Annotated in this window: 25 protein-coding genes; 9 read left to right on the forward strand and 16 right to left on the reverse strand. The window is 61.1% G+C overall.

Features of this window, described 5'->3' with window-relative positions; all coding sequences use genetic code 11:
* The first annotated feature begins 43 nt into the window (after positions 1-43).
* Positions 44-1,864, forward strand: coding sequence for a fasciclin domain-containing protein (locus tag WNE31_RS06340; protein ID WP_349978859.1), 1,821 nt, complete (start codon positions 44-46; stop codon positions 1,862-1,864).
* 149 nt (positions 1,865-2,013) lie between these two features.
* Here WNE31_RS06340 and proS read toward each other — a convergent pair whose 3' ends face one another.
* Both proS and WNE31_RS06350 read right to left on the reverse strand, forming a co-directional pair.
* Positions 2,014-3,366: a proline--tRNA ligase gene (gene proS, locus WNE31_RS06345; protein ID WP_349978860.1), complete on the reverse strand. Its 1,353-nt coding sequence runs from the start codon at positions 3,364-3,366 to the stop codon at positions 2,014-2,016.
* A gap of 130 nt (positions 3,367-3,496) precedes the next feature.
* Positions 3,497-4,030, reverse strand: coding sequence for a cysteine dioxygenase family protein (locus tag WNE31_RS06350; RefSeq protein WP_349978861.1), 534 nt, complete (start codon positions 4,028-4,030; stop codon positions 3,497-3,499).
* A gap of 138 nt (positions 4,031-4,168) precedes the next feature.
* Here WNE31_RS06350 and WNE31_RS06355 point away from each other — a divergent pair, with 138 nt between their 5' ends.
* The 4 genes from WNE31_RS06355 (at position 4,169) to WNE31_RS06370 (ending at position 9,760) form a co-directional block, all read left to right on the forward strand.
* Positions 4,169-5,230 (forward strand): AI-2E family transporter, encoded by a 1,062-nt coding sequence (locus tag WNE31_RS06355; RefSeq protein ID WP_349978862.1) that lies wholly within the window; start codon positions 4,169-4,171, stop codon positions 5,228-5,230.
* Between the two features lie 10 nt (positions 5,231-5,240).
* Positions 5,241-5,906 carry an HdaA/DnaA family protein gene (locus WNE31_RS06360; protein WP_349978863.1) on the forward strand — a complete coding sequence of 222 codons (666 nt, stop codon included), beginning with the start codon at positions 5,241-5,243 and terminating at the stop codon, positions 5,904-5,906.
* An 85-nt stretch (positions 5,907-5,991) separates the two neighbouring features.
* The gene (locus WNE31_RS06365; protein WP_349978864.1) at positions 5,992-8,166 is read left to right on the forward strand and encodes an RNA degradosome polyphosphate kinase; all 2,175 of its coding nucleotides are present in this window, start codon (positions 5,992-5,994) and stop codon (positions 8,164-8,166) included.
* A 52-nt stretch (positions 8,167-8,218) separates the two neighbouring features.
* Positions 8,219-9,760, forward strand: coding sequence for a Ppx/GppA family phosphatase (locus WNE31_RS06370; protein ID WP_349978865.1), 1,542 nt, complete (start codon positions 8,219-8,221; stop codon positions 9,758-9,760).
* A 33-nt stretch (positions 9,761-9,793) separates the two neighbouring features.
* Here the strand turns inward: WNE31_RS06370 and WNE31_RS06375 are convergent, their stop codons facing one another.
* Genes WNE31_RS06375 through WNE31_RS06395 form a run of 5 tightly spaced genes read right to left on the reverse strand, consistent with a single transcriptional unit; the run spans position 9,794 to position 13,043 of the window.
* On the reverse strand, positions 9,794-10,189 hold the full coding sequence (locus tag WNE31_RS06375; RefSeq protein WP_349978866.1) for a hypothetical protein: 396 nt from the start codon (positions 10,187-10,189) through the stop codon (positions 9,794-9,796).
* Between the two features lie 21 nt (positions 10,190-10,210).
* Complete coding sequence (locus WNE31_RS06380; protein WP_349978867.1) at positions 10,211-11,236, reverse strand: endonuclease/exonuclease/phosphatase family protein; 1,026 nt, start codon at positions 11,234-11,236, stop codon at positions 10,211-10,213.
* Positions 11,236-11,916, reverse strand: a complete 681-nt coding sequence (locus WNE31_RS06385) for a TerB family tellurite resistance protein (protein WP_349978868.1) — start codon at positions 11,914-11,916, stop codon at positions 11,236-11,238. Before WNE31_RS06385 ends, WNE31_RS06380 begins: the two co-directional genes overlap by 1 nt.
* A 42-nt stretch (positions 11,917-11,958) precedes the next feature.
* Complete coding sequence (locus tag WNE31_RS06390) at positions 11,959-12,438, reverse strand: GNAT family N-acetyltransferase (protein WP_349978917.1); 480 nt, start codon at positions 12,436-12,438, stop codon at positions 11,959-11,961.
* Positions 12,438-13,043, reverse strand: a complete 606-nt coding sequence (locus tag WNE31_RS06395; RefSeq protein ID WP_349978869.1) for a VOC family protein — start codon at positions 13,041-13,043, stop codon at positions 12,438-12,440. Before WNE31_RS06395 ends, WNE31_RS06390 begins: the two co-directional genes overlap by 1 nt.
* Before the next feature lie 81 nt (positions 13,044-13,124).
* Between WNE31_RS06395 and nhaA the strand changes: the two genes are divergently transcribed.
* Positions 13,125-14,333 (forward strand): Na+/H+ antiporter NhaA, encoded by a 1,209-nt coding sequence (gene nhaA, locus WNE31_RS06400; protein ID WP_349978870.1) that lies wholly within the window; start codon positions 13,125-13,127, stop codon positions 14,331-14,333.
* 92 nt (positions 14,334-14,425) lie between these two features.
* On the opposite strand, the gene scpA is transcribed toward nhaA, so the two are convergent.
* Positions 14,426-16,552 (reverse strand): methylmalonyl-CoA mutase, encoded by a 2,127-nt coding sequence (gene scpA / locus WNE31_RS06405; RefSeq protein WP_349978871.1) that lies wholly within the window; start codon positions 16,550-16,552, stop codon positions 14,426-14,428.
* Between the two features lie 102 nt (positions 16,553-16,654).
* Between scpA and WNE31_RS06410 the strand changes: the two genes are divergently transcribed.
* Entirely contained in the window at positions 16,655-17,101 is a 447-nt protein-coding gene (locus WNE31_RS06410) for a DUF4174 domain-containing protein (RefSeq protein WP_349978872.1), read from the forward strand.
* Positions 17,102-17,170: 69 nt separating this feature from the next.
* Here WNE31_RS06410 and WNE31_RS06415 read toward each other — a convergent pair whose 3' ends face one another.
* The 8 genes from WNE31_RS06415 to WNE31_RS06450 form a co-directional block, all read right to left on the reverse strand.
* Entirely contained in the window at positions 17,171-19,219 is a 2,049-nt protein-coding gene (locus tag WNE31_RS06415) for an acetyl/propionyl/methylcrotonyl-CoA carboxylase subunit alpha (RefSeq protein WP_349978873.1), read from the reverse strand.
* Between the two features lie 146 nt (positions 19,220-19,365).
* Positions 19,366-19,572 carry a hypothetical protein gene (locus WNE31_RS06420; protein ID WP_349978874.1) on the reverse strand — a complete coding sequence of 69 codons (207 nt, stop codon included), beginning with the start codon at positions 19,570-19,572 and terminating at the stop codon, positions 19,366-19,368.
* Between the two features lie 337 nt (positions 19,573-19,909).
* Positions 19,910-20,275 carry a hypothetical protein gene (locus WNE31_RS06425; RefSeq protein WP_349978875.1) on the reverse strand — a complete coding sequence of 122 codons (366 nt, stop codon included), beginning with the start codon at positions 20,273-20,275 and terminating at the stop codon, positions 19,910-19,912.
* 78 nt (positions 20,276-20,353) lie between these two features.
* Positions 20,354-20,500 carry a hypothetical protein gene (locus WNE31_RS06430; protein WP_349978876.1) on the reverse strand — a complete coding sequence of 49 codons (147 nt, stop codon included), beginning with the start codon at positions 20,498-20,500 and terminating at the stop codon, positions 20,354-20,356.
* A 205-nt stretch (positions 20,501-20,705) separates the two neighbouring features.
* A complete protein-coding gene (locus WNE31_RS06435) occupies positions 20,706-21,191 on the reverse strand; it encodes a DUF6497 family protein (RefSeq protein WP_349978877.1) in 486 nt (161 codons plus the stop codon).
* Positions 21,160-21,516, reverse strand: coding sequence for a hypothetical protein (locus WNE31_RS06440; RefSeq protein WP_349978878.1), 357 nt, complete (start codon positions 21,514-21,516; stop codon positions 21,160-21,162). The genes WNE31_RS06435 and WNE31_RS06440 overlap by 32 nt, the downstream gene beginning before the upstream one ends.
* Positions 21,513-21,914, reverse strand: coding sequence for a cupin domain-containing protein (locus WNE31_RS06445; RefSeq protein ID WP_349978879.1), 402 nt, complete (start codon positions 21,912-21,914; stop codon positions 21,513-21,515). Before WNE31_RS06445 ends, WNE31_RS06440 begins: the two co-directional genes overlap by 4 nt.
* 78 nt (positions 21,915-21,992) lie before the next feature.
* Positions 21,993-23,525, reverse strand: a complete 1,533-nt coding sequence (locus WNE31_RS06450) for an acyl-CoA carboxylase subunit beta (RefSeq protein WP_349978880.1) — start codon at positions 23,523-23,525, stop codon at positions 21,993-21,995.
* A 168-nt stretch (positions 23,526-23,693) separates the two neighbouring features.
* Between WNE31_RS06450 and WNE31_RS06455 the strand changes: the two genes are divergently transcribed.
* Entirely contained in the window at positions 23,694-24,908 is a 1,215-nt protein-coding gene (locus WNE31_RS06455; RefSeq protein ID WP_349978881.1) for a multidrug effflux MFS transporter, read from the forward strand.
* A gap of 154 nt (positions 24,909-25,062) precedes the next feature.
* Positions 25,063-26,463 carry a helix-turn-helix domain-containing protein gene (locus WNE31_RS06460; RefSeq protein ID WP_349978882.1) on the forward strand — a complete coding sequence of 467 codons (1,401 nt, stop codon included), beginning with the start codon at positions 25,063-25,065 and terminating at the stop codon, positions 26,461-26,463.
* Positions 26,464-26,466 lie beyond the last annotated feature (3 nt).

Genomic DNA, 26,466 nt, shown 5'->3' on the forward strand with positions numbered 1-26,466 from the left:
GCCGCGCTTCGTAAAGACAGCATTCCAACGGAGGAGTAAACCAATGCCAACCATCACCGACGTCGCCGTGGGCGACAGCAATTTTTCGATCCTCGTCTCGGCGCTGCAATATGTGGACAGCGCCCTACCGGGGTCGAACCTCGTCGCAACCCTGGCGGATGAAAGCGGATCCTTCACGGTCTTCGCCCCCACCAACGCGGCGTTTGGCCAACTGGCGGCGGATCTGGGATTCATGGGCGACACGTCGGATGCAGATGCCGTGACAACCTTTATCGTCGGCGCCCTACCCGCCGAAACGATTCGCGACGTGCTTCTTTATCACGTCGCGTCAGGCGCGCTGGACGCGGCGGCCGTGGCGCAGGCGGGCACCGTCATGCCGCTGGGCGGCGGGACGATCACCTTTGACAACCCGACCCTTGTCGACGCCGAGCCCGACCTGATCGACCCCTCGCTGATCGCCACTGACGTGATGGCCGACAACGGCATCGTGCATGTGATTGACCGCGTGCTGCTGCCCGCGGACCTGCCCGGCAATGACGCACCTTCGATCGTCGAGATCGTCGCGGCGTCTGGCATGGCAGGCAGCTTTGACATGAACGGCAGCGACTTCGACATTCTGCATACGGCGGTGTCTGCCGCCGGTCTGGGCAGCGCGCTGGCCGACAGCAATGCCGACCTGACCGTCTTTGCCCCGAATGACGACGCCTTCCTGTCGCTGGCGCAGACCCTCGGCTATGCCGGCATGGACGAGGCAGGCGCAACCGACGTGATCCTGCGCGCCCTGTCGCTGTTCAGCGGGGGCGGAGATCCCCTGCCCCTGCTGTCGCAGGTGCTTTTGTACCATGTCGCCGGAGAGTCGCTGCAAGCCAGCCAGGTGCTTTCGTCCGACATGATCACGACCCTGCAGTCGGGCATGCTGAGCGTGAACGGCGCCAGCCTTGGCGATGCCGACCCCGACCTGCCGGATCCGGGCATCATTGCCACCGACATTCAAGCCAGTAACGGTATCGTGCACGTGATCGATGGCGTGTTGATCCCGGCTGACCTTCTGGTCTCGGACGGATCAAATGACGTGGACTTGGTCTTTGGCGGGGACGAGGACAACGCCGTCAATCTGGGCGCGGACAATGACCTTGCCGATCTGGGCGGGGGCAACAACGTGCTGCTGGCGGGCGACGGGAATGATGTCGGCATGACTGGCGGCGGGGATGACCTGTTGCTGGGCCGCGAGGGCATGGACACGCTGCGCTCGGGCGACGGGGCCGACACGGTCGCGGGCGGAGATGGCGATGACATGATCTATTCCGGCAGCACGGAGGCGGACCTGCGCGACGTCATCTTTGGCGGGGCCGGCAATGACATGATCGACTCGGGCGCGGGCAATGACCTTGTCTATGGCGAAGCGGGCCATGACACCATCTTCGGCGGCTCCGGCTCGGACGAGCTGGTGGGCCAGGCCGGGGATGACTTCCTGACTGGCGGTTCGCTGTCGGATGCGCTGTTTGGCGGCGACGGGGACGACTTCCTGCACGGGGCCTGGGGCTTTGACCGCCTGAATGGCGGTGATGGGGCGGACCGGTTCTATCACACGGCCCATGCCGACCACGCCACCGACTGGATCCAGGACTTCTCGCATGCCGAGGGCGACTATCTCCAGTTCCAGCTTTCGGGCGTTACCGCGGACGATTTTGTCGTGCATTTCAACGACGCTGTGTCACCGGGTGGTCAAGCCGCAGGCAACGACGCGATCCAGGAAGCCTTTGTCGACTATAACGGTCACATCCTGTTCGCGCTGGTTGATGGGGCCGACAACAGTTCGATCATGGTGCGCACGCAGGACGGCATGTTCGACCTGCTGGCCTGATCTGGTGCCAACACGACAAATGAAAAGGGGCGCTTGCAGGCGCCCCTTCTTTTTCTTGGTCAAAATACCTCCGCCGTAGGCACACCGCAGGGCCCGAAGGGGCCTGCAAACCCTGCGCGCGCCACAGGCGCGCACAATCGGATCACGCCTTAAAGGCCGTGCACCCGATGGTTTTCGTAGATCGCGGCAATCTTGGCCACCGCCTGTTCGGGGGGCATCTCTTCGCTTTCACCTGTGCGGCGGCACGTCAGTTCCACAACCCCGTTCTTGAGGCCCCGGGGCCCTACGGTGATGCGCCAGGGCAGACCGATCAGATCCATCGTGGCGAATTTGGCCCCGGCGCGTTCCTTGCGGTCGTCGTAAAGCGGCTCGAGGCCCAGCGCGGTCAGCGACTTGTACAGCGCCTCACAGGCGGCATCCGCCTCGCCGTCGCCTTGTTTCAGGTTCACGATCCCGCAATGGAACGGGGTCACACCCTCGGGCCAAATAATACCTTTGTCGTCATGGCTGGCCTCGATGATGGCCCCCAAAAGGCGCGACACGCCAATGCCGTGGCTGCCCATATGCACAGGCGTTTTCTTGCCGTCCGGCCCCTGCACCTCTGCCCCCAGCGCCTCGGAATATTTAGTGCCGAAATAGAAGATCTGGCCCACTTCGATGCCGCGGGCCACGCGGCGGCGTTCTTCGGGCACCTCGTTGAACAGGGCCTCGTCATGGGTTTCGTCCGTGCGCGCGTATTTCGAGGTAAACTCTTCCAGCACGCCCGCGCATTGCTCAACGCTGTCATAGTCGATCTCGCGGTCACCAAAGCTGAGGTCAGTGACGGCGCTGTCATAGAAGACTTCGGATTCACCCGTGTCGGCCAGCACGAGGAATTCGTGGGTGTCATCCCCGCCGATGGGGCCGGAATCGGCCCGCATCGGAATGGCTTGCAGGCCCATGCGTTCGTAGGTGCGCAGATAGCTGACCAAGTGACGGTTATAGGCGTGCAGCGCATCTTCCTTGGTGAGGTCGAAGTTATAGCCGTCTTTCATATAGAATTCGCGGCCCCGCATCACGCCAAACCGCGGGCGGATCTCGTCGCGGAACTTCCACTGGATCTGGTAAAGCGTCAGCGGCAGGTCCTTGTAGGACGACACGTGGCTGCGGAAGATGTCCGTGACCATTTCCTCGGCGGTCGGCGTATAGAGCATGTCGCGGCCGTGACGGTCCTGCATGCGCAGCATTTCCTGACCGTAATCGTCATAGCGACCGGATTCGCGCCAAAGGTCCGCGCCCTGCAGGATCGGCATCTGGATCGGGATATGACCGGCGCGCATCTGTTCTTCGTGCACGATGTTCTCGATCTTGCGCAGCACCTTGAAGCCCAGCGGCAGCCAGGAATAGATGCCGGCGGATTGCTGTTTGATCATGCCGGCGCGCAGCATGTAGCGGTGGCTGACGATCTGCGCCTCGGCAGGCGTTTCTTTCAGAACGGGCAGGAAATAGCGGGACAGGCGCATTTTGGCTCTCTTCGGCAAAAAGGTCGGTGTTGGCCTTCCGTTTATGGCTTTGCGCGACGCCAGACAAGGGCGGACAGGATTTTCTGGAAAATCCTGTGGCGGGCAGATTTTTACGGGAAATCTGCGCCCCTCATCCGTCCGGACGCATCAGCGCCTCGTAGTTTGCGTCGTCAAAGGGGATGGCCCGGCCCGTCTTTGGATCAAACAGGCTGCGGGTGACCGTGGTCAGGCGCCCGGTATAGACATGAATGCCGTTACAGGGCGTGGCGCTGGTGCAGGTCACCGCGTGAATCGCACTGGGGCCGATGGACAGGGCATCCCCTGCCCCCAGCACCACCTCGGCGCTTTTCTGCAACCCGCCATCCGGGGCGCGTTCGAAAAAGTCATTGCGTTCCTGCCCGCGGAACACGCCGATCACCGCCGACATCTGGTGGTCATGGGGCGGCACGGTCATGCCGGGCGTGAAGTGGCAATACCAGATCGACACAGTGTCATCCTCGAACAGGATCAGATCCTCGCCGAAATCGGGGATCGCGGCAGCCATCAGATCACTGTCGGACACGGCCTCGTCCATCAGGCGGCGCAGCGCCTTCGGGGCGTCCTCTTGCAGGGCGGCATGGCGCAACGCGTCGACGAACCCGTCCAGATCAAAGCTTTCATTCATGGCGTTTCTCCCGCAAGTGACCGCTGGTTACGCAGGATCAGAGCACGGGCTGCGGCATCTGTCCATTCCCCTTGCATGACGCCGCCCCATGGGCAACAAGAGGAGGCAACAACCGGGCAGGACGCGGGAGACAGACGCATGACCATCAATCAACAGATGAAATACTGGGGCATTTTCGCCGTGGTCTTCGTGCTGTCGCTGTGGTTTCTCGGCGATATCATGTTGCCTTATGTGCTTGGCGGGGCGATTGCTTATTTCCTTGACCCGGTCGCCGACCGGCTGGAAGGGATGGGCCTGTCGCGGGTCATGTCGACAGTCATCATTACCCTGTTCTGGATCCTGATCTTTCTTGTCGGCACGCTGGCCGTATTGCCCGTACTGATCGAGCAGACCATTTCCCTGTTCAACATCATGCCCGAGCTGATGCGCGATCTGCGCAGTTTCATCTCGCAGCGTTTCCCCGATCTGCTGAACGAAAACTCGGTGATGCATCAGACCCTGTCTTCGATCGGCGACGTGGTAAAGGAAAAGGGTGGTGCGCTGCTGCAAGGCGTGCTGAGTTCGGCGGCGTCGCTGGTCAATGTGGTCATGCTGATGGTGATCGTGCCGGTGGTGGCGTTTTACCTGCTGCTGGACTGGGACAAGATGGTGGCGCGGGTCGACGACCTGTTGCCGCGCGAACATGCGCCGGTGGTCCGCCGGTTGGCCTCGGAGATCGACAAGACGCTGGCCTCGTTCGTGCGCGGCATGGGATCCGTCTGTCTGATCCTTGGTACTTACTACGCCGTATCGCTGATGATGGTGGGGCTGAATTTCGGGCTGGCCGTGGGGTTCTTTGCCGGTGCGGTGACCTTCATCCCCTATCTCGGGGCGCTGATCGGCGGGGTACTGGCGATCGGGCTGGGTCTGTTCCAGTTTTGGGGTGACTGGGTGTCGCTGGGCCTTGTCGCCGCTATCTTTGTGATTGGACAGGTGGCTGAGGGAAATTTCCTGACCCCCAAGCTGGTCGGCAATTCGGTCGGGTTGCATCCCGTCTGGCTGTTGTTCGCACTGTCGGTGTTTGGCGCACTGTTCGGCTTTGTCGGGATGCTGGTCGCGGTGCCCGTGGCGGCGGTGCTGGGCGTGCTGGCGCGGTTCTTTATCGGGCAATATACCCGGTCTTATCTTTACACCGGCGACCAGTCCCTGAGGGATGATTGAGGCCCCGGAAATGCCTGAACAACTCAGCCTGACCCTGCCCGTGCGCCCTGCATTGGGGCGCGATGATTTCTTTGTCAGCCCCGCCAATGTGATGGCCTTGGGGCTGATTGACGCCTGGCCCGGCTGGCCCGGGGGCAAATTGCTGCTGGTGGGCCCCAAAGGGTCGGGCAAGACCCATCTGGCCCATGTCTGGGCCGCCCAGAGCGGTGCGCGCGTGATCGCGGCGCGAGACCTTGCAGAGGCGGATGTGCCCAATCTGGCACAAGGCCCCGTCGCGGTGGAAAATGTGCCCGAGATCGTCGGCGACGGCGCGGCGCAGAAGGCGCTGTTCCATCTGCACAACCTGACGCTGGCCGAGGGGCACAGCCTGTTGCTGACAGGGGCAGGCGAACCGGCGCATTGGGGGCTTGACCTGCCCGACCTCAAAAGCCGGATGCAGGGCACGACCGTGGCCGCCCTGGAACAGCCCGACGACATGTTGCTCAGCGTCATCATGGCCAAGCAGTTCGCCGACCGCCAGTTGACGCCCCACCCCGACACGATCCCTTATCTTGTCAAGAACATGGATCGGTCTTTCGAAAGCGCGCGCCGGATTGTCGAGGCGCTGGACCGCGCGTCGCTGGCCGAGCAACGTCCGATCACGCGGGCTCTGGCCAAGCGCGTTCTGGGGTTGTGAACTCAACCGTGGGCGGCTGGACTTCCTGAAAAAACAATCGGATACTGTCACCATCCTGTTACCCCCAGATGGCATTTGGATTGGTATGACTTACGCAGACTTTCTGAAATCCGACTTTCCCGCCCCCGTTGACATGCCCGCTCTGGACCTGACCGGGCCGGACCGGTTCTATAACCGCGAACTTAGCTGGCTGGGTTTCAACTGGCGCGTTCTGGAAGAAACCGAAAATGCACGCGTGCCCCTGCTTGAGCGGCTGCGCTTTCTGTCGATTTCGGCCACCAACCTTGACGAGTTCTATACCGTGCGGGTCGCCGGACTGCGCGAACTTGTGCGGGAACACAACACGACCCCCGCGCAGGATGGCCTGACCCCCGCCGAACAACTGGTCCTGATCAACGAGGACGCCCGCAACCTGCTTCAGAAACAACAGGAAATGTATGGATCCCTGCGCGCCGAGATGGAGCAGGAAGGCATCGTGATCCTTGACCACACCTTGGTCACCGAAGACGACAAGGTGTTCCTGTCCGACGTGTTCCTGAACAAGGTGTTCCCGGTCCTGTCGCCGCTGGCCATTGATCCGGCCCACCCTTTCCCCTTTATCCCGAACCTCGGCTATTCTCTGGCACTAGAGCTGGAGCGGAACAAAACAAAATCCTCGCTCAAGGCGCTGTTGCCGATCCCGCACCAGATCGACCGCTTCACCTTCCTGCCCTCGGAAGATGGCCGCATCCGCGCGCTACCGCTGGAAGAGCTGCTTCTGTTGCATCTGGACAGCCTGTTCCCCGGCTACAAGGCCAAGGGACATTGTTCGTTCCGCGTGCTGCGCGACAGCGATCTCGAGGTCGAGGACGAGGCCGAAGACCTTGTGCGCGAATTCGAGGTGGCATTGAAACGCCGCCGTCGCGGCGAAGTCGTGCGCATGAAGATTTCGGCGGATGCGCCCAAGGCGCTGAAAAAGCTGATCATGGAAGAATTACACGTCACCGAGGACGAGGTGGTCGAGATCGACGGCATGATCGGGCTGGCCGATCTGAGCGAGTTGGTGCTGGACGAACGGCCGGACCTTCTATGGCCCTCGTTCACGCCACGCGTGCCGGAACGGGTACAGGATTTCGACGGCGATATGTTCGCAGCGATCCGCCAGAAAGATATGCTGCTGCACCATCCTTATGAAACCTTCGACATGGTGGTGCGCTTCCTGCATCAGGCCGCGCGCGATCCGAACGTGGTGGCAATCAAGCAGACCCTTTATCGGACCTCGAAGAATTCCCCCATTGTCGAGGCCCTGTGCGAGGCGGCCGAAGACGGCAAATCGGTCACCGCGCTGGTTGAACTCAAGGCGCGTTTTGACGAGGCCGCCAACATCCAGCAATCGCGCCGCCTTGAACGGTCGGGCGCGCATGTGGTGTATGGATTTACCGACTGGAAAACCCACGCCAAGATTTCGACCGTCGTCCGGCGGGAAGGCGACCAGCTTGTCACCTATACCCACTATGGGACCGGCAACTATCACCCGATTACGGCCAAGATTTACACCGATCTCAGCTTTTTCACCTGTGACACCGATCTGGGCCGCGATGCGACCAAGGTGTTCAACTATCTGTCGGGATACGTGCGACCCGAAAAGCTGGACAATCTCGCAATCTCGCCGCATTCGCTGAAATCACGCCTGATCGAGATGATCGAAAAGGAAATCGAACACGCCAAGGCGGGCAAACCGGCCGAAATCTGGGCCAAGATGAATTCCCTGATCGAACCTGAGGTGATCGACGCGCTGTATGCCGCAAGCCAGGCCGGGGTAAAAATCAGCCTTGTGATCCGGGGCATCTGCGGCCTGCGCCCGGGCGTGAAGGGATTGTCGGAAAACATCCGTGTAAAATCCATCGTGGGCCGGTTTCTGGAACATTCCCGCATCGTCTGTTTCGGCAATGGCGAAGGACTGCCCTCTAAAAAGGCCAAGGTCTATATCTCGTCAGCCGACTGGATGGGGCGCAACCTGAACCGGCGCATTGAAACGCTTGTCGAGATCAAGAACACCACCGTGAAGGCGCAGATCGTCAGCCAGGTCATGGCGGCGAATCTGGCCGATGTGGCGCAAAGCTGGGTCATGAATGCCGATGGCAGCTTTGATCGCGCCGAGATCCCCGAAGGTGAATTCGCGTTCAATTGCCACAGGTTCTTCATGGAGAACCCTTCCCTGTCTGGCCGCGGCTCGGCCGGGGCGTCGGATGTGCCCAAACTGACCCATACCGAAGATTGACCCCGCCGACGTGCTGTCGCACATTGGGCGCAAGACCAGCTTGGGAAGACAGATGGACGGGAATACCGAGCCTGCACAGGACTGGGGGCCGTTTGGGCGGCCTCTTTTCAACGACCCATCCGCGCGCGCCCTGTCGCGGGTCGGCGTGGTGGATGTGGGGTCGAACTCGGTCCGTCTTGTGGTGTTTGACGGTGCGGCACGCAGCCCCGCCTATTTCTACAACGAAAAGATCATGTGCGCGCTTGGCGCGGGGCTGTCCGAGACCGGGCGCCTGAACCCCGAAGGGCGCGTGCGCGCCCTGAAGGCCATTCGCCGGTTTCAGGAAATCGCCCGCCAGATCTGTGACGGGGCGCTGAGCGCCGTGGCCACGGCGGCAGTCCGCGAAGCCGAGGACGGGCCGGATTTCTGCAACGAGGTTCTGCGCCAGACCGGGCTGAAAATCCACGTGATCGACGGTCAGGAAGAGGCGCGCCTGTCCGCGCAGGGCGTGTTGCTGGGCTGGCCGGGATCTTACGGGCTGGTCTGTGATATTGGCGGCTCGTCCATGGAGCTGGCCGAGATCGGCAACGACACGGTGGGCAAACGCGTGACCTCGGCGCTGGGGCCGTTGAAGCTGCGCGATCTGAAAGGCGGCAAAAAGGGTCGCCGCGCCTATATCAACGAGGTGCTGGACGATCTGAAGGACACGATGGGCAGCCAGCGCAACCGGTTGTTTCTTGTCGGTGGTTCTTGGCGGGCCATTGCGCGGATCGACATGGAGCGGCGCGGTTATCCGCTGCACGTTTTGCACGAATACCGGATGACCGCGAAATCCATAAACGCGACCGCCCGCTATATCGAGGAAAGCGATCTGGAAGAGTTGCGCCAGCGCAGCGGCGTGTCCGCCAACCGTATGGCGCTGGTGCCTTATGCGATTGACGTGTTGAAAGGCGTGATCCGACGGTTCAAACCCCATGATATCGCGGTGAGTTCCTATGGTATTCGCGAGGGGCTGCTTTACGAACAGATGCCTCCCGCCCTGCGCAAACGCGACCCGCTGGTCGAGGCGGCCCGCTTTGCCGAGGCCAAGGACGCACGCCTGCCAGGGTTTGGCAAGACGCTGTATGATTTCGTGGGACCACTGTTTTCCGGCTGGAAACCCGAAAAGAAACGACTGGTAAAGGCGGCCTGCCTGCTACACGATGTCAGTTGGCGCGCGCATCCCGATTATCGTGCCGAGGTATGTTTCGACAATGCCACCCGCGCCAACCTGGGCGGCCTGCGCCACTCGGAACGGGTGTTCCTTGGGATGGCGCTGTTGCACCGCTATCGCAACAAGCGCGAGGGCACGCGGTTTGAAAACCTCTATGCGCTGATCGACGAAAAGGCCCAGCTCGAGGCCGAGATTCTGGGCAAGGCGATGCGGTTTGGGGCGATGCTCTGGCTCGACAAGGGGGCCGACATCGGCAAGCTGGACTGGCGGCCCAAGAAGCGCGAACTGACTCTGACCATACCTCCTTCGGCGCAAGCCCTTTTCGGCGAGGTCGCCGAGGCGCGGTTGCAGTCTCTTGCGGGATCGTTGCAGGCCGAGGTGCGCGTCAAGATCAAGACATAGGACATAAATGGGTCTTGGGGCACATGCCCGAGATCAGATCTCGGTCTCTTCCGAGTTGAGTTCGTCGTCGGCCTTGCGGCGGATGATGATATCACCGTTTGGCAGCATCTCGGGCGGATGATAGGCGCTCCAGTCTTCGACCTGCTCCATCAAATCGCTGAGGGCGGGGCCCATCTCGGCGGCAAAATCGCGCAGCGCAGGTTCGGCCTCTTCCATCCATTTGCGAAATTCGCCGATCGCAGGTTCCATCTCTTTTTGCAGCCCTTCAAAGAACAAGAGCATTCCCTGTTCCATAAGGCTGAGGCCCTCCTCTTGGGCAGGAGGGGAGACAGGCTCTTCCGCCCGGACCGGCGCGGCAAGAATGGCCACCAGCAACGCGGCCGCCAGCGCAAAACTCTGGATGATCGACAATTTCTTCATGCGGCTCATCTAGGAAGCCTGAATGAAGATTTAAAGGTCCAGATCCAAAGTCACGGGAAAATGGTCCGACGCCATGAGCAAAGCTTCGCGCAAAGCGGGCACGGACCAGCAATCCACATCATCGAACGGATGCCAGATACGCCAGCGCGGAGTCCGGGACCGAAGGTCTTCGGACACCATGACATAGTCCAGCAGCGCCTGAAGATAGCGTTTCTGTTTCGGCAGGAAAAACCGCGAAGTCGTCGCCGTGGCCCCAAGCCGAGCGCCAAGGGCGCGGCGGGCATGAGGATCATAGAGGCCCAGCGGCCCCTCTTCGCCCATCACGATCTCGACCGAGGACCGCCCGAACAGGTTTTCATATTCATCCAGGCCCGGACCGTCGTTCAGATCCCCCAGCACGATGAGAGAGTCGCCCGCCGTCAGGTGACTCTCGATGCGCTGGCGCAGCCAGATCGCCTGGGCCAGTTGCTTGCGCCGGTTGGCAATCGAGAGGCGCATGACCTCGTCCCGCGAGCGCGCACCATGCGGAGCCTTGGATTTCAAATGCACCCCGATCAGACGCAGGGCTGCGCCGCTTTGCGTGGTCACAGCCAGTTCCAGGGGCGGCTTGGAAAACCGCACCATGTCTTCGGTGGCGTCGATATCAAGGTCGATACGGAACACCCCGTCAAAGCGCGGCGCATCGCCCGCGCCCTTCTTGCCGGTCTCGGGGCCTTGCGGGTCATGCTGCACCGACAAGACATCCGGATCATAAAGCAGCGCGATTTCCTGTTGCGTGTCATTGGCAAAGCCAATGACGGCCTTGCGCGTGCGCAAACCGAAGGCGGCAGCGAAGTTTTCAAGCGCGGTGACCGCGCATCGCTTGCTGTTCTGGTCCGGGGCCTCGATCACCATCACGGCATCGGCATCCATCGCGGTAAAGACAATGCCCAACGCCTCGATCTGCTGGGCGCGGGTCACGTCTTGTCGACCGGACCATCCATCGTCCATCAACAGGTGATCCGTCGTGTCAAAAAGTGTGTTGAACCATTCCACGTTATACGTGGCGATCCGCATCAGGCTGCAGCCCCGTTGATCTCGTCCCAGGCACGATTGATGTCGATCATGCGTTTTTCGGCAAGACGGATCGCCTCTTCCGGGACGCCGCGTGCGATCATCGCGTCGGGGTGGGTTTCCCGTACCAGCCGACGCCAGACCTTGCGGATATCGGCCACAGGCATGTCCTGCGGCACACCCAGAATGGTGTAGGGGTCATGCTCGGAATTGGGAACAAAACGGGCGCGCAGGGCCTTGAACTCAGCCTCGGTCATACCGAAAATCTCGCCCACCCGTGACAGGAAGATGTCCTCGTTATCGTGATATTCCCCGTCGGCCAGCGCAATGTGGAACAGCCCCTCCATGAGGTCGCAGAAACAGACGTGATCCTGCTGGAACAGGCCCTTGATGCGATAGGCGTATTCCTCGAACCCGGCCACATCCTGGCGGGCCAGATTGAACACGCGGGCCGCTTCCTTTTCGTCGGTGCGCGCGATCTGGAACACCTCGCGAAAGGCGGTCACCTCGTCGCGGGTCACGAGGCCGTCGGCCTTGGCCATCTTCGCCCCGAGCGCGATCACGGCGATAGCAAAGGCCACGGACCGCTCCGGCGGGGCGCGCAGCTTGTCAAAAACCGTAGAGAGGCTTTCGCCCTGCGTCAGCGCGGAAACGGCGGCATGTATGCGGGTCCAGATCGACATGGGGCCAGTTTACCCTGCAGGCGCGGCATTGTCAGTGCTGCATCACAGAATTTTCTGCATCAGCACAAGATCCATCCAGCGGTCGAATTTCCGCCCGACCTCGGGCAGGCGCGCAACATGGGCATAGCCCAGTGCGGTATGAAAGGCGATGCCGTCCGTGTTCTCTCCGGCGATCCCGGCGATCAGGGCGTGCACGCCGTTATCCGCGGCAGCAGCCTCGACCCGCTGCATCAGCGCGCGCCCTGCCCCCTTGCCACGGGCCGCATCGGACAGGTGGATCGTGTGTTCCATCGTGTGCGCATAGCCGACACCGCCGCGAAACTGGCTATAGGTGGCAAAGCCGACGACTTGCCCGTCCAGCTCTGCCACGAAAAACCGTCCCGACCGCGCGGCGATCAGGGTGCGAATCTCGGCAAGCGGCTTTTCCTCGGAATTGAAAGTGCTGACGCCTTCGCGGATTTCCCGGTTCCAGATCTCGGCAATGGCCGGGGCATCGTGCGGCTCTGCGCGGCGCAGTTGCATCATGCCAGCACCCGCACCCCGTGCGGTGTCTCGAACGTGGCGCGCATTTCGTGTGCGCCCTCGACAAAGACGACACGCGGATCGCCCAGCGGCACCACGCGGCGCAACCAGTCAGCCTTGGGGTGGGCGATTTCGAACCGTGTGAGGCGGCAGCCCGACGGTGGCAGGCTTTGCCCCGGAATGTCGGCCACCTGCCATTCGATCACGGCGGGGAAGGCCCCGTCACAGGGCAGGATACCCGTCGCGGGCACCGCCATCAGCCAGCGCAGATCCCCGCGTTGCAGGGCCACGGGATCGCCCGCGCCGTCGGGCAGATCATGCAAGGCCGCCTGCATGTCATGCACCCGGCAGATCCAGTTGGAAATGCGCGGTGCCCCGGCAAAGCGGTCAAGGTCGAACCAGCGCGGATAAGCCAGCGCGGGTGCCTTGGGATCAATCGCGATCGCCTCGAGGTACAATCCGTCCCCCAGCCCCAAAAGCCGATTGTAGGTTCCGAAATGAGCATGGTGCCCGCCCGGCCCCATTTTAACGCCCAAAGCGTCCTCGACATGTGCAACAGCGGCCTCAAGAGTCTCTCCTGCGACGGCAAGGTGATCAAACTGCATACAAATCCCCAAATATTGGTATTGTCTGAAAAGGCAGACGCCCCATCTAGGTTACAATGACGTCAGACTTCAGGGAATAACATGCTAACAGCAGCAATCGATCGATTTTTCAAGCACGAGGCCGCGGGCGGCATTATGTTGATGATGGCGGCGGTGCTGGCCATGATCGTGGCCAACTCGCCTCTTGCCTCCGGATATAATTTCCTTCTCGACACGCAGGGTACCATCACAATGAATGGCAAGGGCATTGAAAAGCCCATGGTCCTGTGGATCAACGACGGGCTTATGGCCGTGTTCTTTTTCCTGATCGGCCTTGAACTGAAACGGGAATTTCTTGAGGGCAAGCTCAAGAACCCGCGGGATGTCATCTTGCCGGGTGCGGCCGCCGTGGGCGGCATGGCGCTTCCGGCGCTGATTTTTGCCTATCTGAACTGGGACAGCCCGGAAACGCTGTCTGGCTGGGCGATTCCGGCTGCGACCGACATTGCCTTTGCGCTGGGTATCCTTGCGCTTGTGGGCGCGCGGGCGCCAGCCTCGCTCAAGGTGTTCCTGCTGACCCTCGCAATCCTCGACGATATCGGCGCGATCATCATCATCGCCCTGTTCTATACGGCGGACCTCAAGGTGAACTTCCTGGTCATGGCCATCGCACCGCTAATCGTGCTGTTCCTGATGAACCGTGCCCGCATCCACCGCACCGCGCCCTTCGTGCTGGTCGGGATCGTGCTCTGGGTTCTGGTGCTGAAATCGGGCGTGCACGCGACGCTGGCCGGTGTGGTGCTGGCGTTCTTCATCCCGCTTTATGACAAGTGGGGCAAATCCCCGCTGCACCGGATCGAACACGGGCTGGAACCCTATGTGTATTTCTTCATCGTACCGGTCTTTGCCTTTGCAAACGCAGGCGTGGTGCTGGGGGATATCTCGCTCGAGGCGTTGGCACAGCCGCTGCCGCTGGGGATTATCCTTGGCCTTGTTCTGGGCAAACAGATCGGCGTGTTCGGCTTTACATGGGTCATCGTCAAGTCCGGTGTCGCCCGCCTGCCCCACGGGGTGAACTGGATGCACATCTATGGTGTCGCCTGTCTGGCCGGGATCGGCTTTACCATGTCGCTGTTCATCGGCGGGCTGAGCTTTGCAAGCCCCGAGCTGATGAACCAGGTGCGTTTGGGCGTACTGGGTGGCTCGGCCATATCGGGGATCCTTGGCTATACGCTTTTGCGGATGGCGGGCAGCCCGCAAGAGGTCGATCCCGAAAGCGAAGACGAGGACGAGGCCGCGCAAACCGCATAAGCGGCGCGCCAATCTCTCTAAACCAAAAAACGCGGCCCGACGGGGCCGCGTTTCTTTTTGTCTGCTGCCATGCGCGGCAGGAAAAGAGTAGGTCAGGCCCGCGCTTCGCCGATCAACTTCAGGATATCCTGCGCAGCTTCGGGAATGTTTGTGCCGGGTCCGAAGATCGCCTTGACCCCTGCCTTCTTGAGGAAATCATAGTCCTGCTGCGGGATCACACCGCCACAGATCACGATGATGTCCTCGGCATCCTTGGCCTTCAGAGCCTCGATCAGTTGCGGGGCCAGCGTCTTGTGACCGGCCGCCTGCGACGAGATACCGACCACGTGCACGTCGTTGTCGACGGCATCCTGTGCGGCCTCGTCCGGGGTCTGGAACAGCGGGCCCACGTCCACGTCAAAGCCGATATCGGCGAAGGCGGTCGCAATGACCTTGGCGCCACGGTCGTGCCCGTCCTGCCCCATCTTGACCACCAGCATCCGCGGGCGGCGGCCTTCTGCCTCGGCAAAGTCCTCGACCGATTTCTGGATGGCGGCAAAGCCTTCGTCGCCTTCATAGGCGGCGCCATAGACCCCGGCCAGCGTTTTGACCTCGGCGCGGTGACGGCCGAATTCTTTTTCCATAGCCATGCTGATTTCCCCGACTGATGCCCGTGCCCGCGCTGCCTCGACAGCGGCGGCCAGCAGGTTGCCCCCCTCTTTGGCCACACGTGTCAGCTCGGTCAGGGCTGCCTCGCAGGCCGCGTTGTCGCGCGTCGCGCGGATTTGTTCCAAACGGGCAATCTGGCTCTCGCGGACCGCCTGGTTGTCGACCTCGAGAATGTCGATCGGGTCTTCCTTGTCCTTGCGGTACTTGTTGACGCCGACGATCACCTCTTCGCCACGGTCGATCATGGCCTGACGGGTAGCGGCAGATTCTTCGATGCGCAGCTTTGGCATGCCCGAGGCCACGGCCTTGGTCATACCCCCCATTTCCTCGACCTCTTCCATAAGCGCCCAGGCTTTTTGGATCAGGTCATCGGTCAGTGCCTCGACATAGTAAGACCCCGCCAGCGGGTCGACCACGTTGGTCACACCGGTTTCTTCCTGTAGGATCAGCTGGGTGTTGCGGGCGATGCGGGCCGAGAAATCGGTCGGCAGCGCAATCGCTTCGTCCAGCGCGTTGGTATGCAGCGACTGGGTGCCGCCCAGAACCGCGCTCATCGCCTCGTAGGCGGTGCGGATCACGTTGTTATAGGGATCCTGTTCCTGCAGCGACACACCCGAGGTCTGGCAGTGGGTGCGCAGCATTTTCGACCGTTCGTTCTTGGCGCCGAACTCGGTCATCACACGGTGCCACAGGGTACGTGCCGCGCGCAGCTTGGCCGCTTCCATGAAGAAGTTCATGCCGATCGCAAAGAAGAACGACAGGCGGCCTGCGAACTTGTCAACATCCATGCCCGCGTTCATCGCGGCGCGCACGTATTCCCGGCCGTCTGCCAGCGTATAGGCCAGTTCCTGAACAAGGTTCGCCCCGGCCTCTTGCATGTGATAGCCCGAGATCGAGATCGAGTTGAATTTCGGCATCTCGTTCGAGGTGTACTCGATGATGTCCGAGATGATCCGCATCGACGGTTCCGGCGGATAGATGTAGGTGTTGCGCACCATGAACTCTTTCAGAATGTCGTTCTGAATGGTGCCCGCCAGCAATGCCTTGTCGTGTCCCTGCTCTTCACCTGCCACGATAAAGTTTGCCAGGATCGGGATCACCGCACCGTTCATGGTCATCGAGACCGACACCTTGTCGAGCGGAATACCGTCGAACAGGATTTTCATGTCCTCGATGCTGTCGATGGCCACACCGGCCTTACCGACATCGCCCACCACGCGCGGGTGATCCGAGTCATAGCCACGGTGTGTGGCAAGGTCGAACGCCACCGACACGCCCTGCTGACCGGCGGCCAGATTGCGGCGGTAAAACGCGTTGGATTCCTCGGCGGTCGAGAAACCTGCATATTGGCGGATCGTCCAGGGACGGCCTGCATACATGGTGGCCTTCACGCCACGGGTGAAGGGGCCAAACCCGGGCAACGATCCCATGTGGTCAAGGTCATCGGTGTCTTCCGCCGTATAGAGCGGCTTGACGTCGATGCCTTCCAGCGTTTTCCAGGTCAAATCCTCGAGCGGGCGACCGCGGAGTTCCTTTTCCGCAAGCGCCGACCAGTCTTCTTTCTTGGTCATATCCTTGTCCTCTTCTCGGGCCGCCCTTGCAAAGAAAGGGGTCCGTTTTCTCTATGATTTAGCCGGAGCAGCCCTATATTGGATCGTAACAGGAGATCCCAGATGCACCGTCTAGTGTTTGTTTTGATTGCTTTTCTCGGAAGCGCCGCGATGGCGGCGGATGCCGCGGCCCCCGAGGACGCACTGTTCGTGGATGGCACCACGGTCACGCTCGAGCAATACCACTGGCTGAAACGACCGGTGGTAGTTTTCGCCGATAGCCCCAATGATCCGCGGTTCATCCAGCAGATGGACCTGCTCAGGGCACGGCCCGACATGCTGGAAACCCGCGATGTTGTGGTGCTGACTGATACCGACCCGTCCGCCCGCAGTGCGCTACGTGAAAAACTGCGCCCGCGCGGGTTCATGATGGTTCTGATCGGCAAAGATGGCATCGTGTACCTGCGCAAACCCGCCCCTTGGGACGTTCGCGAGATCACGCGCTCCATCGACAAAATGCCCTTGCGCCAACAGGAAGTACGCGATCGGCGCGACGCACCGATCCGGTAAGATGCGCGCAGCGGAAAGGTCGGGGTGCTGCCCCGCCCTGCCCGTTGATATGCGCGCATCTGCATGGTCTTACTCGAATTCCATGATGACGTCGTCCACGGCCAGGCTGTCGCCCGGACCCGCGTTGATCTTGGTCACCACGGTGGTTTTCTCGGCGCGCAGGATGTTTTCCATCTTCATCGCCTCGACGGTGCAGAGCGCCTGACCTTCCTGAACTTCGTCGCCCACTTCCACGTCGACTTTGACGATCAGACCCGGCATCGGGCAGAGCAGCATTTTCGAGGTATCCGGCGGCAGTTTTTCCGGCATCAGCTGGGCCAGTTCGGCCTGACGCGGCGACCGGACATGTACCTTGAGATCGGCACCGCGGCTGCGGATGCGGAACCCGCCCGAGATCTTGCCCACTTTGAGCACAAGCGTTTCGCCATTGACCGACAGGGTGGCCAGCTGATCGCCCGGCGTCCAGTCCGAGGTCACGCGGATCTTGGTGCCATCCGCGAATTTGACGGTTGAGCCTTTCTTGTCCGCCTTGATCTTGACCGCGTATTCTTCGCCCTGAAGGGTGACGACCCATTTCTTGCCGACCACACGTTCGTGGTTGTCCATCCGGCCCGACACACGGGCGCGACGGATTTCGGCGACGCGATGCATGGCAGCCGACGCAGCCGCGATCTTGCGCAGCGTATCACCGGGCAAGGTCACACCCTCGAACCCTTCGGGATATTCTTCTTCGATAAAGGCCGTGGTCATGTCACCGCTGATGAACTTCGGGTGGTCCATCACCGCGCTCACGAAAGGCAGGTTGTGACCGATACCTTCCAGTTCGAACCCGTCCAGCGCGTTGCGCATGGCTTCGATCGCTTCTTCACGGGTCGGGGCCCATGTACACAGCTTGGCGATCATCGGGTCATAGTACATCGAGATCTCGCCGCCTTCATAGACGCCGGTGTCGTTGCGCACGGCAAAATCCTTGCCTTCCAGCGCCTTGTCGGCCCATTTGTCATTGTCCTGCATCGGACCGGCGGCGATCTCTGCCGGCGGGCGATAGCGGGTCAGGCGACCAATCGAGGGCAGGAAGTTGCGATAGGGATCTTCCGCGTACACGCGGTTTTCGATCGCCCAGCCGTTGATGCCCACGTCGTCCTGCGTGATCGACAGCGGCTCGCCATTGGCGACGCGGATCATCTGTTCCACAAGGTCCACACCGGTGATCAGCTCGGTCACGGGGTGTTCCACCTGAAGGCGGGTGTTCATTTCGAGGAAGTAGAAATTCTTGTCGCCATCAACGATGAATTCCACGGTCCCGGCCGAGGTATAGCCCACGGCCTTGGCCAGCGCGACCGACTGTTCGCCCATCGCCTTGCGGGTGGCTTCATCAAGGAAGGGCGACGGCGCCTCTTCCACAACCTTCTGGTTACGGCGCTGGATCGAGCATTCGCGCTCGTTCAGGTAGATTCCATTACCATGCGCGTCGCAGAGAACCTGAATTTCGATGTGGCGCGGCTGCGTCACGAATTTCTCGATAAAGATCCGGTCATCACCAAAGCTGTTGGCAGCTTCGTTCTTGGACGATTGGAAACCTTCGCGGGCTTCCTGGTCGTTCCATGCGATCCGCATACCCTTGCCGCCGCCGCCGGCCGACGCCTTGATCATCACCGGATAGCCGATCTCGTTCGAGATTTTCACGGCTTCGTCCGCGTCTTCGATCAGGCCCATATAACCGGGCACGGTCGACACGTTTGCGTCCTGTGCGATTTTCTTCGAGGTGATTTTGTCACCCATTGCTTCAATCGCACCTTTGGGGGGGCCTACGAAAGCAACGCCAGCTTCTTCCAGAGCTTCGGCAAACTTCGAGTTTTCCGAAAGGAAGCCATAGCCGGGGTGCACGGCCTGTGCGCCGGTCTGCTTGATTGCATCCATGACCTTGTCGATCACGATGTAGGACTGGTTCGCAGGGGGCGGGCCGATATGCACGGCTTCGTCCGCCATTTGCACGTGCAGCGCCTGCTTGTCCGCGTCCGAATAAATCGCGACGGTCTTGATACCCATCTTGCGGGCGGTCTTGATCACACGGCAGGCGATCTCGCCCCGGTTGGCAATCAGGATCTTATCGAACATTTGATGTCCTTTCTGGTTCTTGGCCCGCGGTGTCCCGCAGGCACGTGGATACGAAAAAAGCCACCCGTGCCGCGCGGGCACGAATGGCTTTTGTTTCACGGTGCGGACGCAGGGACGCGCCCGCCGCAACAGGTTGGAGGGTCGGGTTAGTTACACCGTCCCGGGTTTTCCTTGCAGAAGATGACGTTGGCCGCGCTGCCAACGACCGCGCCGACAAACGGGTTGCCGTCCACGACCACGGCTGTGGCCGCACCGGCGCCTGCCCCGATGAGGGCTTGTTCGTTGAAATTGTCACCACAGGCCGCAAGCCCAGCAAAGGCCGCGCCACAAAGGGCAAGTTTGAGTGTTCGCATGACTGGTCGCCTCGGTTTTGAGTGTTTTTATCACCCTGAGGTGTGACCATATTCCCACGGAAGGAAAAGACTTGGCCTTCAGCGACAGTATTTTCGGCAAAACCCCGCGCATCGCTGCGGCTTTCCGGCATTTCGGTAGAAAAAAGGGATGATCCGGTGGGGACACCGGACCATCCACAAGGGGAAGGGTAACGGAAAATACTGTTACAGGTGCGGACCCTGGTCTGCCCGCAGCCACAATGACTATCGGCAGCCGACACTGATGCCGCAACATCAGAAAGGACGGCCCCGTCGAAATGGGCCGCTTCCCGCGCAAATCCTTGTGTGATCGGCAGAATCATGCCCACTCCCCATCATCATCAAAGGCATCGGGGAAGGATGCGCGCGCCACGGCCTCGTCAATCACCAGCAGCGCCTCGTAATCCTCGGGATCGAACGTTTCGGGATCGGCGGGCACCACTTCGCGCCCGAACAGCCAGCTCAGGCGGCCTGCATCCAGATTGCCCCGTTCAAAGGGCTGGTCGCCGAAATGTTCCCAAAGCGCCTTCATGAAACCAGCATCGGCACGACGGTCGGCCGGTCGCCGGTCGCGATAGCGTTCACGGCGCGTGATCGGCGTAACCCCCTTGGGGTTGGCGCGACGGATAACGAATTGGAAATCTGTGCCGGTCAGGCGTCCGGGGAACCCACGGTGTTTCAGCATGCCGCGCCCTCCTGCTGCAGAAGGGGGCTGTGCCAAAGGGGGGCGGACCGTGTGGCCCGCCCGGCCCCAAAGGGCGAATTACTTGTATTTGCCGGTATAGACCGGTTCTTGCGAGATCGGCTCGGGCTCGACCACGACGTATTCTTCAACCGGCGCTGTGTCGGCGCAAGCTGCGACGAGAGCAACCAATCCAACGGCCAGCAAAGCTTTGATGCTGTGCGACATGTCTTTCTCCAGTTCTTGTGCGCAGGGTATTTTTTCCCTGCCTGCCTCATGAGTTTATGCATGGCACCCCGAAGGGTACCGAGGCCAAGAATAGTAGATTCAGACGTAAAAATATATAGATAGCGGCCCAAGCTCATGTGTTGTGGCAACAAAGCCGCAATTGCAGGTTGCCCGCCCCCATGATGCGCAAGATATAGTGGTGCCATCAGAAACCCTCCCAGATACAGGACCCGTTTTCGATGCGGTACGCTTCGAAATACTGGGTTGCAACCGAGGAAATGACCCCGAAGTCGGTTTCCCGGTCCGACAGGGAAATGATGACCTGATCGACCTCTTCGCCGCTTTTGGCCAGCGCCGGAAGCGCCTCGGTGACACAAAGCACATCGAAATCAAGCGAGACCATGTCAAAGGTCACGCCCTCTTGTCCGATGATCGGCATCACAAAGCGGAAACGGGCCACGCGGCTTTCGTCCTGCCGTGTTTCGAACAGCATTTCCTGCAGGTAGAGCTCATAGCCAGAGGGCACGGCCGGGGACTCCTCCCTATCCCCGGCCATGGCCGCGCCCGATTGGGCCCCTCCTATCGCGGCGAATGCAATAAACGCGAAGGCACAAAACTTTCTGGAAAAGTTTGCCTTGGAAAGAGACATCGAAATGCGATCAGCCATGCCACACCTCACGATGCGCGGCATAGGCGCTCCAGCGGGCGCGGCAGGAGGGATCGGCCAACAAGCCTGCGATCTTCTCTTCGACTCGGGCGCGGGGAAAGCGCCCGTCGATGCTGCCACCGGCGGTGACGTGCAGCGCGCCATCCTGCGCGGTGACGGACACCACGGGCGAAAAGCCCCGCACGCCTTGCAGGCGGCGCCACATGTCCTGGCGGACCTGCTGGGCCATGCGCAGGCGCGACCCTGACGGCAGTACCGTGCCCGCTGACACGTCAAACCGCACGGGCAGACGCCGCGCCACGGTCAGCGTGTCGTTGTCGCGCAGGATATGCCAGCGGTTGCGGGTCACGCGGGGGCGTCCTCGTCCTTGGTGTCAAATTCGGCGGGGCTGATGATCTCGATCAGCTCCATATCGTCGGAATGGCGGACCTCGCGGTGTTTGATGCCCGGAGGCTGCAGCACGCAGGAGCCTTCCCGAAGGATATGCTCGCCCTGCCCTTCATACTCAAAAACCACCCAGCCCTTGGTCACATAGACCAACTGGAAATCCAGTTCGTGGCTGTGCCACGCACCGGGGCTTTCCATACCCGGCACCGCCCGGATCACATGCGCACCGAACTTGCCCTGTGTGGCCTCGGCAATGCCAAGCTGGCGGTATTCAAAGAACGGGCGCAGGCCCGCCCCTTCGAATTTGCCGTCATCAGCATGGGCAATGGTGAACGCCTGGTTTTTCCAGAGTTGGGTCATGCGGTCTCCGTCGGGCGGGTTTGAAACCTGCCTGTGTGGGAATGGGGCGGGCACGCTGCCCGCCCGATCCAAGGTCTTTTACAACGGAATGTTGTCGTGCTTTTTCCACGGCATTTTCTGCGACTTGTTGCGCAGCATGGCGAATGCGCGGGAAACCCGTTTGCGGGTCGAATGCGGCATGATCACCTCGTCGATGAAACCACGCTCGGCGGCCACGAAGGGGTTCGCAAAGCGATCTTCGTATTCCTGCGTGTGCGCGGCGATCTTGTCGGCATCGCCGAGATCCGAACGGTGCAGGATTTCCACGGCCCCTTTGGCCCCCATCACGGCAACCTCGGAGGTCGGCCAGGCATAGTTCACGTCAGCGCCAAGGTGCTTGGAAGCCATCACCACGTAGGCACCACCATAGGCCTTGCGGGTAATCACGGTGACTTTCGGTACGGTCGCTTCGCCATAGGCAAACAGCAGCTTCGCGCCGTGCTTGATGACGCCGTCATATTCCTGCTTGGTGCCCGGCAGGAAGCCCGGCACGTCGACGAGGGTCAGGATCGGTATTTCAAACGCGTCACAGAAGCGCACAAAACGCGCGCCCTTGCGGGCCGAGTCGATGTCCAGAACGCCTGCCAGAACCATCGGCTGGTTGGCGACAACGCCCACTGTCTGACCCTCAAGGCGGATAAATCCGGTGACGATGTTACCTGCGAAATCTTCCTGAATTTCGTAGAAGTCGCCCTCGTCCGCGATCTTGGTGATCAGCTCTTTCATATCGTAGGGCTGGTTCGGGTTCTCGGGCACCAGCGTGTCCAGCGAGGATTCGATCCGGTCCACGTCGTCAAAGAACGGACGCACGGGGGGCTTTTCCCGGTTGTTCAGCGGCAGGAAGTCGACAAGGCGGCGGACTTCTGCCAGCGCCTCGACATCGTTCTCAAACGCGCCGTCCGCGACAGAGGATTTCTTGGTGTGGGTGGTCGCACCGCCCAGTTCCTCTGCGGTGACGTGTTCGTTGGTCACGGTTTTCACCACGTCGGGGCCGGTCACGAACATGTAGGACGAATCTTTCACCATGAAGATGAAGTCGGTCATCGCGGGCGAATAGACGGCACCACCGGCGCACGGCCCCATGATGAGCGAGATCTGCGGCACCACGCCCGAGGCCATGATGTTGCGTTCGAACACTTCGCCATACCCGGCCAACGAGTCGACGCCTTCCTGAATCCGGGCCCCGCCCGAGTCGTTGATGCCGATCACGGGTGCCCCGTTCTGCATCGCCATGTCCATGATCTTGCAGATCTTCTGTGCGTGGGTGGCCGAAACCGACCCACCCAAAACCGTGAAGTCCTGCGAGAACACATAGACCATGCGGCCGTTGATGGTGCCCCAGCCGGTCACCACGCCGTCACCGGCGGGCTTTTGCTCCTGCATGCCGAAATCGGTGCAGCGGTGGGTCTTGAACATGTCGTATTCTTCGAAGCTGCCTTCGTCGAGCAGCAGTTCGATCCGCTCGCGCGCTGTCAGCTTGCCCTTGGCGTGCTGGCTGTCGATGCGTTTCTGGCCACCACCCAGACGGGCGACTTCGCGGCGTTCTTCCAGTTCCTGGAGGATGTCTTTCATGATAGGTCCCCTTAAATTTGGGCCGACCTTAGAGATTGTGCCCCCGCGTTCAAAGTAGAATCCGGCAAATTTGCAAATTTTGGAAAATACATCCGGTGAAAATTGCAAATTAGCTAATTAACCTATGAGGTACTTTCCTTCTCCGCGCCTCGCTCCTAGGTTCTTGGCATGTCTGATCTGCCACGCGGACGGTTCTTGAACCGGCAGTCCCCACCTCACGTACTGACCCTGACCCTGCTTGCGGGGCTTTCGGCATTGAGCATGAACATTTTCCTGCCCTCCCTGCCGCGCATGACCGAGTATTTCCAGACGGATTACCAGATCATGCAACTGTCCGTTGCGGTCTATCTCGGGGTCAATGCCGTGATGCAGATCCTTGTCGGGCCGATCTCGGACAAGATCGGGCGGCGACCGGTAATCCTCTGGGGGGTGGCCCTGTTCCTGCTGGCGACGCTGGGCTGCATCTATGCGCCCAATGCCGCTCTGTTCCTCATGTTCCGCATGATGCAGGCGGTGGTGGTGGTCGCCATGGTCCTGAGTCGCGCGGTGATCCGCGACATGGTTCCGCAGGATCAGGCTGCCTCGATGATTGGCTATGTGACCATGGGCATGACCGTGGTGCCGATGATCGGCCCCGCCATCGGCGGTTTTCTGGATGAGAGCTTTGGCTGGCAGGCCAATTTCTGGATGCTGTTCGGCGCGGGCACACTTATCCTTGCCCTGACCTATGCCGATCTTGGGGAAACCGGATCGCAAAGCGGGTTGTCGCTTGGTCGGCAGTTCCGCGAATACCCCGAACTTCTGACCAGCCCGCGCTTCTGGGGCTATTCGCTGGCCTCGGGCCTGTCCTCGGGGGCATTCTTTGCCTATCTCGGGGGGGCGCCTTTCGTGGCGACCGAGCTGTTCGGCATGCCGCCCTCGCAGATGGGCCTTTATTTCGGGGCTCCGGCCCTTGGCTATTTCTTCGGCAACTTCCTGTCGGGGCGGTATTCCAGCCGCTTTGGTGTGAACCGCATGGTCAACTGGGGCTGCTGGGTGAATGCCTTTGGCGTGAGCCTGTCGATGCTGTTGTTCCTGATGGGACAGGGCAGCGCCGAGGTCTTTTTCGGGCTGATGACCTTTGTCGGGATCGGCAACGGGATGAGCATCCCCAACGCCACCGCAGGCGCCCTGTCAGTGCGCCCGCATCTGGCTGGAACGGCCTCGGGGCTGTCCGGCGCGATCATGATCGGCGGCGGCGCGGGCCTCTCGGCGCTGGCGGGTGCGCTTCTGACGCCCGAAGGCGGGGCCTATCCGCTCTTGTGGATCATGCTTCTGACCTCAATCGGCGGCGTGGTGGCGATCCAGCTGGTGATCCGTCGCGAGACCCACCTCGGCCTTTGACCTCCGCCCGAGCGCCGCGAGGCCACGCCCAACATTTGGCAGGGGCGCAAACCCCGAAGATGGCGGGAGCGCTCCTGCGCCACAAACCGCGTGACGCGGGGAATTTGCAAATGTATGTTTGCAAGAGCAAACCCCGCGAACGGACCCGACTGTCATGGCCACCCAGAAACTTTATGCCGGCGCCAAGCTGCGCGAGATCCGCACGCGCCTGTCGCTGACACAGAAAGAATTCGCCACCAAGCTGGGCGTGTCGCTGCCCTATCTCAACCAGATGGAAAACAACAACCGCCCGGTCTCGACCACGGTGGTTCTGGCGCTGGCACAGGAATTCGGTCTGGACGTCACCGAACTCAGCACAGGCGACAGTGAACGCCTTGTCAGTGACATGCGCGAGGCGATGGCCGACCCTGTTCTGGCCGACAGCACCGCGCCGCTGGCCGATCTGCGCCTGACGGCATCGAACGCACCGGCCTTTGCACGCGCCTTTCTGGAACTGCACCGCGCCTATCGGCAAACCCACGAACGGCTGGCATCGCTGGACGAGGCACTGGGGCGTGAAGATGTGCAGATGCAGCCCAGCCCCTGGGACGAGGTGCGCGATTTCTTCCACTACTGCGACAACTATATCGACGCCGTGGACCATGCCGCCGAGCATTTTGCGACCCGCGCCAAATCCGAGGGCGGTATTCGCAACGCGGCGATTCATGCCCTGAACGGCAAGAGCATTGCAGTGGAAATCGTCGACCGCGACCGCCTGCGCCACTTTGACCCCGAAACCGGCACGCTGTTTCTTTCGGGGCGGGCGACACCGGAAACCCAGACCTTCCAGATGCTTTTGCAGGTGGCGCTGATCCTGTCGGACAAGCTGTTGGAGGCCACGCTTGACCTGGCCCGGTTCCAGACCGACGCCGCCCGCGCCATCGCCAAGATCGGGCTGGCCAACTATTTTGCCGGGGCCGCGATGATGCCCTATGAAACCTTCCTGACCGCCGCACGTGAAACACGCCACGACCTTGAGGTGCTGGCCAACCGCTTTGGGGCCTCGATCGAACAGGTTGCACACCGCCTGTCGACGCTGCAACGCCCCGGCGCCAAGGGCATTCCGTTTTTCTTTGTCCGCGTCGATCAGGCCGGCACGATCACCAAGCGCCACTCGGCGACGCGGTTGCAATTCGCGCGGTTCGGCGGGGCCTGCCCGCTGTGGAACGTACATCAGGCCTTTGAAACACCCGGTCGGTTCCTGCGGCAACTGGCCGAAACACCAGACGGGGTGCGGTATTTCAGCCTTGCACGGGACGTGTCGAAAACCGGCGGGCATTACGGCGCGCCGGTGCGCCGCTATGCCATCGCGCTGGGGTGCGAGATCCGCCATGCCGACGCGCTGGTCTATGCTGACCACATGGACATGTCGACCGCCGAAGCCTTTGAGCCTATTGGTATTTCCTGCCGGATTTGCGAACGCACCGATTGCCACCAAAGATCGGTGCCACCGCTGGAACGGCGCCTGACCATCAAGGAAAACGAACGCGGCGTCCTGCCTTACGAGGTCGGCTGATCC

Origin of the sequence: Shimia fortis (genome assembly GCF_040225985.1) — a bacterium.
Taxonomy (GTDB): domain Bacteria; phylum Pseudomonadota; class Alphaproteobacteria; order Rhodobacterales; family Rhodobacteraceae; genus Shimia.

Excerpts from the sequence above, each read along its gene's own strand:
- WNE31_RS06340 (WP_349978859.1), top strand. The coding sequence starts at position 44 with ATGCCAACCATCACCGACGTCGCCGTGGGCGACAGCAATTTTTCGATC.
- proS (WP_349978860.1), bottom strand. The coding sequence starts at position 3,366 with ATGCGCCTGTCCCGCTATTTCCTGCCCGTTCTGAAAGAAACGCCTGCC.
- WNE31_RS06350 (WP_349978861.1), bottom strand. The coding sequence starts at position 4,030 with ATGAATGAAAGCTTTGATCTGGACGGGTTCGTCGACGCGTTGCGCCAT.
- WNE31_RS06355 (WP_349978862.1), top strand. The coding sequence starts at position 4,169 with ATGACCATCAATCAACAGATGAAATACTGGGGCATTTTCGCCGTGGTC.
- WNE31_RS06360 (WP_349978863.1), top strand. The coding sequence starts at position 5,241 with ATGCCTGAACAACTCAGCCTGACCCTGCCCGTGCGCCCTGCATTGGGG.
- WNE31_RS06365 (WP_349978864.1), top strand. The coding sequence starts at position 5,992 with ATGACTTACGCAGACTTTCTGAAATCCGACTTTCCCGCCCCCGTTGAC.
- WNE31_RS06370 (WP_349978865.1), top strand. The coding sequence starts at position 8,219 with ATGGACGGGAATACCGAGCCTGCACAGGACTGGGGGCCGTTTGGGCGG.
- WNE31_RS06375 (WP_349978866.1), bottom strand. The coding sequence starts at position 10,189 with ATGAGCCGCATGAAGAAATTGTCGATCATCCAGAGTTTTGCGCTGGCG.
- WNE31_RS06380 (WP_349978867.1), bottom strand. The coding sequence starts at position 11,236 with ATGCGGATCGCCACGTATAACGTGGAATGGTTCAACACACTTTTTGAC.
- WNE31_RS06385 (WP_349978868.1), bottom strand. The coding sequence starts at position 11,916 with ATGTCGATCTGGACCCGCATACATGCCGCCGTTTCCGCGCTGACGCAG.
- WNE31_RS06390 (WP_349978917.1), bottom strand. The coding sequence starts at position 12,438 with ATGCAACTGCGCCGCGCAGAGCCGCACGATGCCCCGGCCATTGCCGAG.
- WNE31_RS06395 (WP_349978869.1), bottom strand. The coding sequence starts at position 13,043 with ATGCAGTTTGATCACCTTGCCGTCGCAGGAGAGACTCTTGAGGCCGCT.
- nhaA (WP_349978870.1), top strand. The coding sequence starts at position 13,125 with ATGCTAACAGCAGCAATCGATCGATTTTTCAAGCACGAGGCCGCGGGC.
- scpA (WP_349978871.1), bottom strand. The coding sequence starts at position 16,552 with ATGACCAAGAAAGAAGACTGGTCGGCGCTTGCGGAAAAGGAACTCCGC.
- WNE31_RS06410 (WP_349978872.1), top strand. The coding sequence starts at position 16,655 with ATGCACCGTCTAGTGTTTGTTTTGATTGCTTTTCTCGGAAGCGCCGCG.
- WNE31_RS06415 (WP_349978873.1), bottom strand. The coding sequence starts at position 19,219 with ATGTTCGATAAGATCCTGATTGCCAACCGGGGCGAGATCGCCTGCCGT.
- WNE31_RS06420 (WP_349978874.1), bottom strand. The coding sequence starts at position 19,572 with ATGCGAACACTCAAACTTGCCCTTTGTGGCGCGGCCTTTGCTGGGCTT.
- WNE31_RS06425 (WP_349978875.1), bottom strand. The coding sequence starts at position 20,275 with ATGCTGAAACACCGTGGGTTCCCCGGACGCCTGACCGGCACAGATTTC.
- WNE31_RS06430 (WP_349978876.1), bottom strand. The coding sequence starts at position 20,500 with ATGTCGCACAGCATCAAAGCTTTGCTGGCCGTTGGATTGGTTGCTCTC.
- WNE31_RS06435 (WP_349978877.1), bottom strand. The coding sequence starts at position 21,191 with ATGCCGCGCATCGTGAGGTGTGGCATGGCTGATCGCATTTCGATGTCT.
- WNE31_RS06445 (WP_349978879.1), bottom strand. The coding sequence starts at position 21,914 with ATGACCCAACTCTGGAAAAACCAGGCGTTCACCATTGCCCATGCTGAT.
- WNE31_RS06450 (WP_349978880.1), bottom strand. The coding sequence starts at position 23,525 with ATGAAAGACATCCTCCAGGAACTGGAAGAACGCCGCGAAGTCGCCCGT.
- WNE31_RS06455 (WP_349978881.1), top strand. The coding sequence starts at position 23,694 with ATGTCTGATCTGCCACGCGGACGGTTCTTGAACCGGCAGTCCCCACCT.
- WNE31_RS06460 (WP_349978882.1), top strand. The coding sequence starts at position 25,063 with ATGGCCACCCAGAAACTTTATGCCGGCGCCAAGCTGCGCGAGATCCGC.